This window comes from Massilia oculi, from assembly GCF_017582745.1.
Classification (GTDB): domain Bacteria; phylum Pseudomonadota; class Gammaproteobacteria; order Burkholderiales; family Burkholderiaceae_D; genus Telluria; species Telluria oculi_A.
This window is the reverse complement of sequence record NZ_JAFVIM010000002.1, coordinates 33,259-46,907: the sequence shown is the minus strand read 5'-3', so window position 1 is coordinate 46,907 and position 13,649 is coordinate 33,259. Positions and strand designations below refer to the sequence as shown.

Sequence of the window (13,649 nt, the reverse complement as noted above, 5' to 3'; positions counted from 1 at the left end):
CCTTAGCCGATCTTGCGAGCGGTGTTGATCACGTTGATGCCGTTGAAGCGCGCGGTCGACGAACCGTGCGAGACGATGCTGATCTGCGGCGGCTGGCCCTTGCCGTCGAAGAAGGAGCCGCCCATGCGCCAGTCGCGTTCGTCGCAGATGGCGCTGCAGCCGCCCCAGAATTCCTGGGTGTTCGACTGGTAGGCCACGTCTTCCAGCATCTGGCCGATCTTGCCGTCCTTGATCTCGAAGAACAGCTGGCCGCCAAACTGCGAGTTGTAGCGCTGCTGGTCGATCGAGAACGAACCGTCGCCGATGATGTAGATGCCCTTCTTGATGCCCTTGACCATCTCGTCCGGGGTCAGGCGCGCTTTGCCCGGCGCCAGCGACACGTTCGGCATGCGCTGGAATTGCACCGTGTTCCAGCCGTCCGCGTACGAGCAGCCGTGCGATTCCTTCTCGCCGATGATGTGGGCCTGGTCGCGCGTGGCCTGGAAGTTGACCAGGATGCCGTCCTTGATGATGTCCCAGCGCTTCGACTTGACGCCTTCGTCGTCGTAGCCGATCGCGCCCAGCGAACCCGGGGTGGTCTTGTCGGCGTAGATGTTGACGATCGGGGCGCCGTACTTGAAGCTCTTCGACTGCAGCTTGTCGAGGGTGGCGAAGCTGGTGCCGGCGTAGTTGGCCTCGTAGCCCAGCACGCGATCGAGCTCGGTCGGGTGGCCGACGTTCTCGTGGATGGTCAGCCACAGGTGTTCCGGCGACAGCATCAGGTCGTACTTGCCCGGCTGGACCGACTTGGCGGTCAGCTTGCGCTTGGCGTCGCGGCCCGCGGCGCGCGCGTCCTCGACGATGTCGTAGGTCTCGGTGTACAGGGTGGCGACGCCGCCCGCGGCCTTGATCTTGTGCTCGGGACGGGCGTCGAAGTATTCATAACCCTTGCCCACCGGGGAGCTCAGGCCGTCGCGCGAGCGGAACTTGCCGGTGGCCTTGTCGACCGCGGTGGCCGACACCGGCGCCCACAGGCGATGCACGTCCTGGTCGATGTACGAGCAGTCGGTCGACGCGAAGTACTTCTGCTGGTTCACCTGGAACAGCATCGAACGCATGAAGTTGGCGCCGCCTTCCATGCCCGCCTTGTTGGCGGCGATCAGCATGTCGGTCTTCTCCGCGATCGGCACCGTGCGCCAGTCCTTGGTGTACGGCGTGCTCCACGACACCTCACCGACGCCCTTGACTGGTGCAAGCTGCACCGGTTCGGTCTGGAGTTTTGCATTGGCCTTGGCGATTGCCACGGCCTGGCGCGCCGCGTTGGCGATGCCGTCGTTCGACATGTCCGAGGTCGCGGCAAAGCCGTAGGCGCCGTTCACGATCACGCGCACGCCGACGCCGGCCGACTCGGTATTGGCCACGTTCTCGACGTTCAGGTCGCGGGTGGTGATGAACTGGTTGAGGTAGCGGCCGATGCGCACGTCGGCGTAGCTGGCGCCGGCCTTGGTGGCGGCGTTCAGCGCGACGTCGGCCAGGGCCTTCTTGGCGGCAACGGGCATCGTGCTGACCAGTTCCTCGGCAGCGATCGCGCGACCGAATGGCAGCAGCATCGAGGCGGCGGCCAGGCTGCTGAGATTGAGAAAGGTACGGCGTTCCATGTGTTCTCCTGAATGACCTACTTCCGGGCAGCGGTTCCGCAAACAGCTCGGCGCCGCTCTTGTATGTACATCGCTATTGTTTTGGATTTGCCTGTGTGCCCACGCGGCAAACCTCTCAACCATAGCATCGACTTAGCGTTTTGAATAGGCAATCTTTGTGCCACCGCAATGCAACGTTCTCTGCCTGTGCAGGGCACTGTCTGTACGATGAACATTCCACGCATATGCATATGCGGGGAACGCTTGACTATGGAGGTTGCCTGTTCGATCATCTTCGGGTTGACGGCGGCGAACCGCCGGCCGTCCGATCCACCAAGGAGACCTCGCACGATGAAACGACTGATCCTGGCTGCGATGCTGGCGACCGGCCTCGCCGGCGCCGCGCATGCCGACGACGCCCTCAAATCCGCCATCGCCGGCGACCAGCGCGCCGCCGCCAACAAGGCCCGCGACACCTACCGCCATCCCTACGAAACCCTGACCTTCTTCGGCATCAAGCCGAACATGACGGTGATCGAGCTGTCGCCGGGAGGCGGCTGGTACACCGAGATCCTGGCGCCCTACCTGCGCGACGGGGGCAAGCTGTATGGCGCCGTGCCGGACGCGGAGAGCCGTGGCGGCAAGGCCTTCCGCGACAAGCTGGCGGCCAATGGCACCGTGTACGGCAAGGTGACCCCGGTGCAGTTCGCGCCACCAGGCAGCATCGCGCTGGGCGCCCCGAACAGCGCCGACATGGTGGTCACCTTCCGCAACCTGCACAACTGGCTGGGCAACGGCGACGACGCCGTGCTCACCGTGCTGAAGGAAGCGCACAAGGTCCTGAAACCGGGCGGCGTGCTGGGCGTGGTCGAGCACCGCCTGCCGGCCAAGATGGAGCAGGATGCCAAGGCATCGAGCGGCTATATGCACGAGGCGTATGTGATCCGCATGGCCGAACGCGCCGGCTTCAAGCTCGCCGCCAAGTCCGAGGTGAACGCCAATCCGAAGGACACCGCCGACCATGAAAAAGGCGTGTGGACGCTGCCGCCGGTGCTGGCCAACAAGGACAAGGACCGCGAGAAGTACCTCGCCATCGGCGAGAGCGACCGCATGACGCTCAAGTTCGTCAAGCAGTAAGCACGTCGGTCCCGTCGTGGAGGAAGGCCATGCCTCCCTCCGCGACGATTCTCGTATTTCCTTTTACGCCGCCTGTGGTTATTCTTCCGGATGCATCCTGAACCGTCCAACCGAAGGAAACCATGAAGACTCTGCCGACATTGCGCCTGGCCGCCCTCGCCCTAGCCGTCTGCGGCGCCGCGCACGCCCAGGATACCGTGCCGCCCGAAGCCCAGGCCATGCCTGCTCCGGCACCCGCCCCCGTCCCGGCGCCCGTTGGTGCTCCCGCAGTTGCTCCTCCTGCCGCCAAGAGCGCCGTGCCCGCGCCGGTCCTGCCCGCGGTCGAGAACTCGGTGGTGAAGATCTTCGCCACGATCCGCCGCCCCGAACCCTACAAGCCCTGGACCAAGGCGGCGCCAGCCTCGGTCACCGGTTCCGGCGTCATCATCGAGGGCAAGCGCATCCTGACCAATGCCCACGTGGTCGGCTATGCGAGCCAGGTCGAGGTGCAGGCCAGCCAGTCCGGCGACAAGGTGGCGGCCAAGGTGATCGCGCTGGCGCGCGGCATCGACCTCGCCGTGCTGGAACTGGAAGACCCGTCCTTCTTCGACAAGCGTCCGCCGGTGCCGCGCGCACCCGTGCTGCCCGACGTGCGCCAGCAGGTGTTCGCCTACGGCTATCCGGTCGGCGGCAACTCGCTGTCGACCACCACCGGCATCGTCTCGCGCGTGGAGTTCGTCAACTACGGCGCCTTCAGCTCGGGCCTGCGGATCCAGATCGACGCCCCGATCAATCCCGGCAACAGCGGCGGCCCGGTGGTGTCCGGCGACCGCATGGTCGGCCTGGCCTTTGCCGGCGCGACCAACGCGCAGAACATCGGCTACGTGATCCCCAACGAGGAAATCGAACTGTTCCTGCGCGACGTGGCCGACGGCCGCTACGACGGCAAGCCGCTGCTGCATGACAGCGTGCAGACGCTGGAGAACCCGGCGCTGCGCCAGTTCCTCAAGCTGGATAAATCGGTCGAGGGCGCGGTGGTGCACCGCCCCTACCGGGTCGACGACAGCTGGCCGCTGAAGGAATGGGACGTGATCACCCATATCGGCGAGTACGCGGTCGACAACCAGGGCATGGTCAAGCTGGGCTCGAACCTGCGCGTGCGCTTCCAGTACCGCATCCAGCAGGTGGCGAAGAACGGCAAGGTGCCAATGACGATCATCCGCGGCGGCAAGCAGATGAAGGTCGAGGTGCCGGCCACCGGCCCGCGTCCGCTCCTGATCTCGGACCTGGACGGCGGCTATCCGTCCTACTTCATCTACGGCCCGATCACGTTCTCGCGCGCGACCAGCGAATTCATGAGCTTCGTCGCCGGCAGCGCGCCGGGGATGAACGCCTATGCCTTCAACGCCAGCCCCCTGGTCACGCGGCGCGGCGATTCGCCGACGCCCGAGCGCGAAGAACTGGTGGTGATCAGCGCGCCGTTCTTCCCGCACAAGCTGGTGAGCGGCTACAACAACCGCTTCGGCTCGGTGATCGAATCGGTGAACGGCGAGAAGGTGCGCAGCCTGCGTCACCTGGTGGAACTGCTGCGCGACCTGAAGGACGACCAGGTAGTGCTGCGCTTCGACCAGCGCTACGGCGAGACCATGATCCTGCCGCGCCAGGCAACGCTGGCGGCGACCGAGTCCATCCTGTCGGATAACGGGATCAGGACCCAGGGGTCGGAAGACATGATGAAGGTGTGGGAGCGCAAATAAGCTCCCCACCATGAAAAACGCCCGCGCACTTGCGGGCGTCTTTTTTCTTACTTCGCCTTTTTCACGGGCGTGAACAGCAAGTCCTGGAAGTCATAGCTGAAGTCCGTCTCGGTCGACACCGGCTTCATCCGCATCCGCTCGATCGAACCGTCATGATCCAGCGAGAAGGTCGCATAGGCGTCGGCGTTGAAGTTGCGTTCCTTCCAGCGCACGATGAAGGTATCGTGCTGGAAGTGCTCCATCTCGCCGGTCAGGTCGGGGGTGCGCGAGAACGACATCACCAGCTTGCTGCCCTGGCGCTTGACGATCGCCTTGCCATACCAGGCGTCCTCGTACTCGCCCTCGTAGTCCCACAGCGGCAGCGACGGCTTCGAGGCCTTGGCGCGGCTGGCGGTCTCGGTTTTCACGCGCGCCGCTTCCTTCTGGCTCGCTTCCTCGGCGACCTCGGCGATGCGGCCGATCCAGTCGGTCGGCGCCACGCCCAGGTACTGGTCCAGCAGGCGGTATTGCAGCGCATTGAGCGACGGGCCGCTTTCGGCATTGGTGAAGATCGCGATGCCCAGCTTCGCTTCCGGCACCAGCAGCACGCGCGAATAGAAGCCCTGCAGCGCGCCGCCGTGCATCGCCACCAGCTTGCCCTGGTAGTCGCGCAGCTGGAAGCCCAGGCCATAGGCGAAGAAGTTCGGCTTGGTCGCCGCCAGCGGTGGACGCGGCTCGTTGATCTTCATCGGCGTCTGCGCGGTCCACATCTCGCGCGCCTGTTTCTCGGACCACAGGCGCACTTCCTTGCCGCCGGCGTCCGTTTTCACTCGGCCCTGGTCGAGCAGCACGTTCATCCAGCGCGCGATGTCCTCGGCATTGGTGTTGATGCCCACCGCGCCGATCGCGTTCGCCACCGGCATCGGCTTGACCACCGCCGCCTTGCCATTGATCTTGCTGTGCGGCGCCGACACGTTCATGCCCGGCTTGTGCTGGTCCAGGCTGGTGGTGGTGGCCTGCATGCCGACCGGATCGAGGATCCACTCGCGCATGGTCGCGCCCCAGTCCTTGCCAGACTTCTGGGCGATGATCTTGCCGGCCACGATGTACAGCAGGTTGTCGTAGGCGTAGCTGTTGCGGAAGCTCGTCGCCGGCTTGATGTAGCGGAGGTTGTGGATGATCTCGTCGGTGCTGAAGGTGGTGGTCGGCCACCACATCAGGTCACCGGCGCCCAGCCCCAGGCCGCTGCGGTGGGTGAGCAGGTCGCGCACCGTCATCTCGGCCGTCACGTACGCATCGTACATGCGGAAGTCCGGCAGATGCTTGATGACCGGGTCGTCCCATTCCAGCTTGCCCTGGTCGACCAGCATCGCCAGCCCCGCCGCCGTGAAGGCCTTGGAGTTGGAGGCGATCTCGAAGATGGTCTTGCCGTCGACCGGCGTCGGGTCGCCCAGCTTGCGCACGCCGAAGCCCTGGGTGACGACGACCTTGCCGTCCTTGACCACGGCGATGGCGATGCCGGGGACGTCGAAGGTCTTCAGGACACGGTTGACGTCGGCTTCGAGGTTATAGGCTGGCGCCGCGGCGGCTGCCGTTGGCGCGGCGGCGGTTTGCGCCACTGCGGCGCCCATGCTGCAGAGCGCAAGCACTACTACTCCAGCGAGTCGGTTCATGATCATCATTGCTTGCCCATCGCTTTATCGACGCTCGATTGCGTCTCCGGGTGGTAACGCTCGCGCGCCTTCTTGTAGATGCCTTCGGCCCAGGCACGGTCGTCAGGCTTTTCACGCAGCGCCGCGTACAGCGGCACCACGAACTTCTGGCGGCCCACGCTCATCAGGAACGCTTCGAGCTGCGGACGCACGGCGCTGTAGCCGGCATGCACCGAGGCGCGATAGAAGCGGAACGCCACTTCGTTGTTCTTCGTGTTGGCAAGGTCATAGGCGCGGTCGAGTTCTTCCAGCTTCTTCGCATCGGCCTTGTTGTCGATATCGTTCAGGAACTTCATCCACTCGGCGGCGTTCCAGTCCTTCGCCTTCAGCTGCTCGGTCGAGACGGTTCCTTTGATCCAGCCGTCGATCGAAGCGTTCAGCTGCGCCAGGCGCTGCGACACGGCGCGTTGGCCGCTTTGCGGGATGCCTGGACCGTAGATCCACTCGTCCAGCTCGGCCTCGCTCATGATCTTCGGATTCCTGGCCAGCAGATTCTTGCGCAGGTAGTCCAGGAACTGGTCGTTGGTCACGCTCTGGAAGGCGTGGCCGTCGAACCAGCCGCGCAGGAAGGTGTCGAAAGCGGCGCGGCCGGCACGCTGCTCGAGCGTGTGCAGGAACCAGGCGCCCTTCGGATAGGCCAGCGAGGTGTCCGGGTAGTATTCGGCCGAGGTGTCCGGCTGGCGCGAGACCAGCGCCTGCTTCGCCGGCGGCAGCTCCTTCAGCATCTCCAGCGCCTCTTCCTGCTCCAGCTGCAGGTTCATGAGGGCGACTTCCTTGCCGTAGATCTCCTCCAGGATGCGGGTGGTGACGTAGGTGGTGAAGCCCTCGTTGAGCCACCAGTGCTTCCACGATGAGTTGGTCACCAGGTTGCCCGACCAGCTGTGCGCCAGTTCGTGGGCGATCAGGTCGACCAGGCTGCGGTCGCCCGCGATCATGGTCGGGGTCAGGAAGGTCAGGCGCGGGTTTTCCATGCCGCCGATCGGGAACGACGGCGGCAGGACCAGCATGTCGTAGCGTCCCCAGCGATACGGGCCGTACAACTTCTCGGCCGCTTCCACCATCTTTTCGGTATCGGCCAGCTCGTATTTGGCGGCCTTGATGCGCTGCGGCTCGGCGTAGACACCGGTGCGCCCGCCGAGCGTGCGCGCTTCGAGCTCGCCGATGCCGATCGCCAGCAGGTAGGAGGGAATCGGCTGCGGCATATTGAACTTCCAGCCACCCTTGCCGGTGGCCTTCATGTCGTTATCGGCGCTCATCACCACGCGCAGCCCTTCGGGCGCCTCGATGCGCGCGCTATAGGTGAAGCGCACCGCCGGCGTGTCCTGGATCGGCACCCACGAGCGGGCATTGATCGCCTGCGACTGGCTGAACATGAACGGGTACTTGCCCGACATCGTCTGCACCGGCTGCAGCCATTGCAGCGCGGTGGCGGTCGGCGCGGTGCGGTAGTGGATGCGCACCTTCTTCTGCTGGCCCGGCAGCTTGACGTGCAGCGGCTGGCCCTTCTCTTCGTCGAACTTGCCGAGCGAGTAGTCGGCCTTGCGCCAGGCGCCTTTCGCATCCTGCGCCTCGATCTTCGAGATCGTCAGCTCGCGCGTGTCCAGGTCGAGCGTGGTCGCCTTCTTGTCCAGCCAGTCGAGGGTCAGCTCGGCGTAGCCATCCAGGCTTTTCTTCGCGAAGTCGGCCTTCAGGTCCAGGTGCAGCGCCGTGGTCTTGACCTGGTCGTACTTGGCGTAGCTGAGGGGATCGAGGGCGAAGGCGTAGGCGCTCCAGGCGCTCAGGAGGGCTGCGGTGCTCGCGCGCAGCAGGGTGCTTTTGTTCATGGTCTCTCGCAGGGAAGGTCGGCCCGGCAGGCCGAGGCGGGTGCAGGATAGCATGCACGCCAGGCCAGCGAAAGCACGCCGCCCGCCCCTTCGCGCAGGATAAATACGCATGCCGCGGCGCAGCGACCGGGCCGCCTCTGCTATGATCGCGCCCTTCCTCCTGCTGTGTACTCATCCGACTGATGGACGCCTTTCTCGTCTCGACCGGCATCGTGGGCCTCGCCGAGATCGGCGACAAGACCCAGTTGCTGGCCTTCCTGCTCGCCGCGCGCTTCCGCCGCCCCCTGCCGATCGTGTTCGGTATTTTTGTGGCGACCGTGGCCAACCACGCCTTCGCCGCGGCCGTCGGCGCCCTCGTCAGCGAGCTGCTTGGCGCCAGTGTGATGCGCTGGGTGCTGGGCCTGTCCTTCCTCGCGATGGCCGCATGGACGATGATCCCGGACGAGATCGACGCCGAGGAAGCGCAGCTGGCGAAGTACGGCGTGTTCCTGACCACCCTGATCGCCTTTTTTGTCGCCGAGATGGGCGACAAGACCCAGGTCGCCACCGTGGCGCTGGCCGCGCGCTATGAATCGATGGCCGCCATCGTCGCCGGCACCACCTTCGGCATGATGCTGGCCAACGTGCCGGCCGTGTACTTCGGCGAACGCATCGCGAACCGCGTGCCGCTCAAGCTGGTGCACGGCATCGCCGCGCTGATCTTCGCAGTGCTCGGCATCGCGACCCTGCTGGGGATGGGCGAAGGGCTGGGGTTCTAGTCCTCATTCTTCCTGCATGACCCACACCGGCGCCGACCACAGCACGTTGCCGTCATCCTGGGTCACTTTCGCATAATAGAAGTGCGCCCCCGGGCTCGGGGTGAAGCTGGTCTCGGCCTGGTCCGACATCTGCGTGACCGTGCCATTGCGGCCCGGGACGCCTTCCATGATCGCGACCGAGGCCGCCTTCCGGCCGGTTGAACTGGCGAAGTTCGCCACCAGCGCGAGCGGTCCGCGATTGGTGAAGCGCTCGCCCATCAGGCGGCCGTTCGCGGTCAGGACCAGCTGCGAATCCTTGTCCATCGTCGCGAACACGCGACGCGCCTTGAGCGCCTCGACGAACGACGCGCGGTTCAGCGCCGTGCCGTTCGGCAGCAGCACGCCGGTGCGGTTGGTGAACGACGCGCCCCAGTTGGCGCAGTGGTTGTCCTGGTTGGTGCTGAAGGCCAGGCGATAGCCCGCCTCCAGCAGCCGGTTGCAGGCGCCTTCGAAATTGCTGCGGCGGGTCTCGGTCTCGCTGACGTTGGTCGAGAAGGCGGTGCTGTTCATCACCTCGCACAGCGCCATCGCTTCGCCGCCATCCTCGGTATAGGCCAGCGGCACGCCATCGACCTGGAACTGGCCCGAGTGCGCCGGATGGTTGAACTGCCCCACCCAGCCGCGCTCGCGCATCAGCGTGTACAGCGCCGCGTAGTCGCCCTTGGGCGTGCGCGTGTCGGCCATCAGCTCGCCCCTGGCATTGGTCTCCCAGCCCAGCAGCTCGTCGCTATTGAAGATGTTGATATGGCCGCCGTTGTTGATGACGCCCCATTCCAGGCCGTATACCGCGAGGAAATCCGGGTGTTTTTTGGAGAAGCCCGCTGCGCTTTCCAGGCCGGCGCGGTACAGGGCCTTGGCGGCGGCGGGGTCGGCGTCCGGCGCGCTGCCTTCGGAGCCGTCGTACATGTGGTTGTGTTCGGAGGCGACCAGGATGTCGAGGCCGCGGCCGCGCGCATACCCGAAGGCATCAATCGGGCCGTGCGGCGACGTCAATGGCGACTGGGCGCCCTTGCACTCGGCGATGTCGGCGCCGCCGTCGCTGTGATTGGTCTGGCTGTGCAGGTTGCCGAGATAGACCGTGTAGGGCAGCGCGCCCGGCGCCGCAACGGCCGCCGGCTCGAAGGCGCGCGGCAGCGGCGAAAATGCCGGCATGGCAGGCAGCAGAGGCGCGCCGACCGCGATCTCCCAGTCCTGCTCGATTTCCTCATGCGCGTCGCCGCGCACGGTCGCGCGCAGCCGGACGCGGTAGATGCCGCTCGGCGCCGAAGACAATCCCAGGCGGCCCGACCATGGCACGGCGACCGTCATTTCATCGCCCGTGAACGGCGCCGCGCCGCGCCAGCGCAGGGCGACGCGGCCGTCGGGCCGGACCAGTTCCACCCGCCAGTCGACGGTGTCTGCCCGCGCCAGGCCGGGATAGGCGAACTGCAGGGTGAAAGTCCGCCCCTGGGCCGCGCCGGCCTGGAACGGCGCGAGCAGGGTGGCTTCGAATTCCTGGTGTTCTGCGGGGGCGGCTTGCGCCAGGCTGCAGCACAGCGACAGGGCCAGAAGTGGGGGCAGGAGTGAGGCTTTCATGATGCAATTTTTGCAATTTCATGCCATGTAGATATTGAGCCGCATCTCCTGAAAATTGTCATTTCGATCACACTCTTTGATGGATTTCAAAAAAGACAAGTTGCCGGGCACGCCCCTGCCGGTTAAGGTTGCCGGGTCCATCACACGATCAGAGCATTCCGACATGTCCAAGCCCGCCGCCGCCCCCGTGTTCTTCGCAAGCGCCCAGGCGTTTCGCGCCTGGCTTGACGCGCACGCCGCCAGCGCCGCCGAATTGTTGGTGGGCTTTCACAAGGTGGGTAGCGGACGGCCGTGCATGAGCTGGTCCGAATCGGTCGACCAGGCGCTGTGCTACGGGTGGATCGACGGCGTTCGCAGGCGCATCGACGAAGACAGCTACAGCATCCGATTTACTCCGCGCAAGCCGGGGTCGATCTGGAGCGCCGTGAACATCGCCAAGATCGGGGCGCTGCGCGAACAGGGCCTCATGCAGGCAGCCGGCGAAGAAGCCTTTGCCGGCCGCGTCGATGCGCGTTCACGCGTCTATTCGCACGAGCGCGAAACGCCGGCCGAGCTGGCGCCGGCCGAGCTGGCGCTGTTCCAATCGCATGCGGCGGCCTGGGCCAGTTTCTCGGCCTGTCCGCCCGGCTACCGCGGACGGGTGCTGCACTGGATCGCCAGTGCGAAGAAACAGGAAACCCGTAGCGCGCGGCTGGCGCGCCTGATCGAGGCAAGCGGCGCGGGACAGCGCCTGGCGATCGGTTGAATGCCATGATCGACCGGCCCGCAATCAAGCGCCGGGGACAAAAATGTTTAGTAAACCGGCTAAACAGATGGGTTGAAACACGGTAAGGATTGCCCGGAAACCAGTCTCCACATATAAGTTGCATTTGGGTATAGTGCAATTAAAACAGGCGGCGCCCATCGCTGCCGCCACGCGTGGAGACTTCATGACGGCCAGACTCAATTTCGGACAACTCTCGATCGCCGCCACTGCGGCATTCCTGTTTAGTGCAGTTCCCGCCCTGGCCGCCCCGCCGGGCAGCCCGGCCGAAGCCGTGGACGTCTTCATCGGCACCGGCGGCGACGGCCACACCTTCCCCGGCGCCAGCCGCCCCTTCGGCATGGTGCAGCTCAGCCCCGACACCCAGCACCGCCACTTCCGCCAGAGCTATCCCTGGGCCTCGGGCTACAACTACGCCGATAGTTCGATCCTCGGCTTCTCGCACACTCACTTCTCGGGCAGCGGCCACTCCGACCTCGGCGACGTGCTCCTGATGCCCTACAGCGGCGAGACCAAGCTGGAGCCGGGTTATCCGGAGCGTCCATTCTCGGGCTACCGTTCGCGCTTCTCGCACGACCAGGAAAAGGCCGAACCGGGCTACTACGCCGTGCGCCTGAAGGATCATGAAGTCGACGTCGAGCTGACCGCCAGCGAGCGCGTGGGCCTGCACCGCTATAAATTCAAGGCCGGCGAGCCGGCCAAGGTGCTGCTCGACCTGCGCACCAGCATCTACAACTACGACGAGAAGAACCTGTGGGCGCGCCTGCGCGTGCGCAACAGCACCACCATCACCGGCATGCGCGAGACGCGCGGCTGGGCGCCCGGCCGCCAGGTGCACTTCGCGATCCAGTTCTCGCGCCCGATCGACACCCGCCAGCTGCTGAACCGCGAAGAAGCGATCCCCTACCGCGGCTTCGCCCCGCCGGGTAAAACGCCTGGAGACAAAGCGCTGGTCGAAGGCAAGCAGCTGATGGCCGACTTCAACTTCGGCGTGCCGCAGGACGGCACGCTGCTGGTGAAGGTCGCCCTGTCGGCGGTGAGCGAAGACAATGCGATCGCCAACCTGGCCGAGATGCCGGGCTGGGACTTCGACCAGGAGCGCGAGCGCGCCGGCAAGGCCTGGAACGACGCGCTGGGCGCGGTGAAGGTCGAGGCCGAAGGCCCGATGCGCACCAAGTTCTACACCGCCCTGTACCACACCATGCTGGCGCCGTCGCTGTTCATGGATATCGACGGCAGCTACCGCGGCCCGGACAACCAGGTGCACAAGGCGAAGAACTTCCGCTTCCACTCGACCTTCTCGCTGTGGGACACCTACCGCGCGCTGCACCCGCTGCTCACCATCGTCGCGCCCGAGCAGCGCAATGCCGACTTCGTGAACTCGCTGATCGCCTCGCAGCAGCATAGCCCCTACGGCATCCTGCCGGTATGGCAGTTCCATGGCCTGGAAACCTGGTGCATGATCGGCTACCACGCGGTGCCGGTGATCGCCGACGCCTACATGAAAGGCATCCGCGGCTTCGACGCCGACAAGGCACTGGCGGCGATGACGGCCAGCGCCGAATATGGTCCCTACGGCGGCCTGGAACACTATATGAAGCTGGGCTACGTGCCGATCGACCTCGAAAAGGAAGCGGCATCGAAGACCGTCGAATACGCTTTTGATGACTGGACCATCGCGCGCATGGCCGAGAAGATGGGCAAGAAGGACGTCGCGGCCCGCTACTACAAGCGCGCCCAGAACTACCGCAACGTGTTCGACAAGGAGACCGGCTTCATCCGCGCCCGCAAGTCCACCGGCGAGTTCCGCACCCCGTTCAATCCGGAGCTGTCCAACTTCGGCAGCGACTACACCGAGGGCAGCGCCTGGCAGTATTCCTGGTATATGCCGCACGATAACGCCGGCCTGATCTCCTTCCTGGGCGGCGACGCTGGCCTGGTGGGCAAGATCGACCAGGTGTTCGACGCCAAGGTCGACGAGACCGTGTACGCCCACATGGAAGACATCTCGGGCCTGATCGGCCACTACGCCCACGGCAACGAGCCTTCGCACCACGTGGCCTACCTGTACAACTACGCCGGCGCGCCATGGCGCACCCAGGAACGCCTGGCCAACATCATGGCCACCCAGTACAGCGACAAGCCGGACGGCCTGTCGGGCAACGACGACCTGGGACAGATGTCGGCCTGGTTCGCCTTCACCGCGCTCGGCTTCTATCCGGTGGCCCCGGCCAGCAACGAGTACGTGATCGGCCGCCCCTTCCTGGACAAGGCGACCCTGAACCTGCCGAACGGGAAGCACTTCACGGTGCGCGCCGACAATCTCTCGAGCGGCAACGGCTACATCGGCCGCGTGACCCTGAACGGCAAGCCCTTGATGCGCACCTTCATCCGCCACGAGGACATCATGGCCGGCGGCGAACTGGTGTTCACCATGCAAGCCACGCCGAACAAGGACTGGGGCAAGGAGCAGAACGCCCGCCCCTACACCCAGACCAGATATTGACGAAG

Annotated in this window: 9 protein-coding genes; 5 read left to right on the top strand and 4 right to left on the bottom strand. The window is 65.3% G+C overall.

The features are described 5' to 3' along the window. Positions 1-2: 2 nt before the first annotated feature. Positions 3-1,637, bottom strand: a complete 1,635-nt coding sequence (locus J3U95_RS02320; RefSeq protein WP_208277098.1) for a TldD/PmbA family protein — start codon at positions 1,635-1,637, stop codon at positions 3-5. Between the two features lie 330 nt (positions 1,638-1,967). Here J3U95_RS02320 and J3U95_RS02315 point away from each other — a divergent pair, with 330 nt between their 5' ends. After that, positions 1,968-2,753 (top strand): class I SAM-dependent methyltransferase, encoded by a 786-nt coding sequence (locus J3U95_RS02315; RefSeq protein ID WP_208277097.1) that lies wholly within the window; start codon positions 1,968-1,970, stop codon positions 2,751-2,753. Between the two features lie 122 nt (positions 2,754-2,875). Beyond that, positions 2,876-4,489 (top strand): S1C family serine protease, encoded by a 1,614-nt coding sequence (locus J3U95_RS02310; RefSeq protein ID WP_208277096.1) that lies wholly within the window; start codon positions 2,876-2,878, stop codon positions 4,487-4,489. Between the two features lie 47 nt (positions 4,490-4,536). Here J3U95_RS02310 and J3U95_RS02305 read toward each other — a convergent pair whose 3' ends face one another. Continuing rightward, positions 4,537-6,150 carry a serine hydrolase gene (locus J3U95_RS02305; protein ID WP_208277095.1) on the bottom strand — a complete coding sequence of 538 codons (1,614 nt, stop codon included), beginning with the start codon at positions 6,148-6,150 and terminating at the stop codon, positions 4,537-4,539. Next, positions 6,147-8,003, bottom strand: a complete 1,857-nt coding sequence (locus tag J3U95_RS02300; protein ID WP_208277094.1) for a M1 family metallopeptidase — start codon at positions 8,001-8,003, stop codon at positions 6,147-6,149. The genes J3U95_RS02305 and J3U95_RS02300 overlap by 4 nt, the downstream gene beginning before the upstream one ends. Before the next feature lie 182 nt (positions 8,004-8,185). Here J3U95_RS02300 and J3U95_RS02295 point away from each other — a divergent pair, with 182 nt between their 5' ends. Further along, positions 8,186-8,761, top strand: a complete 576-nt coding sequence (locus tag J3U95_RS02295) for a TMEM165/GDT1 family protein (RefSeq protein ID WP_208277093.1) — start codon at positions 8,186-8,188, stop codon at positions 8,759-8,761. A gap of 3 nt (positions 8,762-8,764) precedes the next feature. On the opposite strand, the gene J3U95_RS02290 is transcribed toward J3U95_RS02295, so the two are convergent. Beyond that, positions 8,765-10,375, bottom strand: a complete 1,611-nt coding sequence (locus J3U95_RS02290; RefSeq protein ID WP_229519601.1) for a CehA/McbA family metallohydrolase — start codon at positions 10,373-10,375, stop codon at positions 8,765-8,767. 163 nt (positions 10,376-10,538) lie between these two features. Between J3U95_RS02290 and J3U95_RS02285 the strand changes: the two genes are divergently transcribed. Together J3U95_RS02285 and J3U95_RS02280 are read left to right on the top strand one after the other, a co-directional pair. Continuing rightward, on the top strand, positions 10,539-11,120 hold the full coding sequence (locus J3U95_RS02285; protein ID WP_208277092.1) for a YdeI/OmpD-associated family protein: 582 nt from the start codon (positions 10,539-10,541) through the stop codon (positions 11,118-11,120). Between the two features lie 184 nt (positions 11,121-11,304). Further along, a complete protein-coding gene (locus tag J3U95_RS02280) occupies positions 11,305-13,644 on the top strand; it encodes a GH92 family glycosyl hydrolase (RefSeq protein ID WP_208277091.1) in 2,340 nt (779 codons plus the stop codon). Positions 13,645-13,649: the final 5 nt, after the last annotated feature.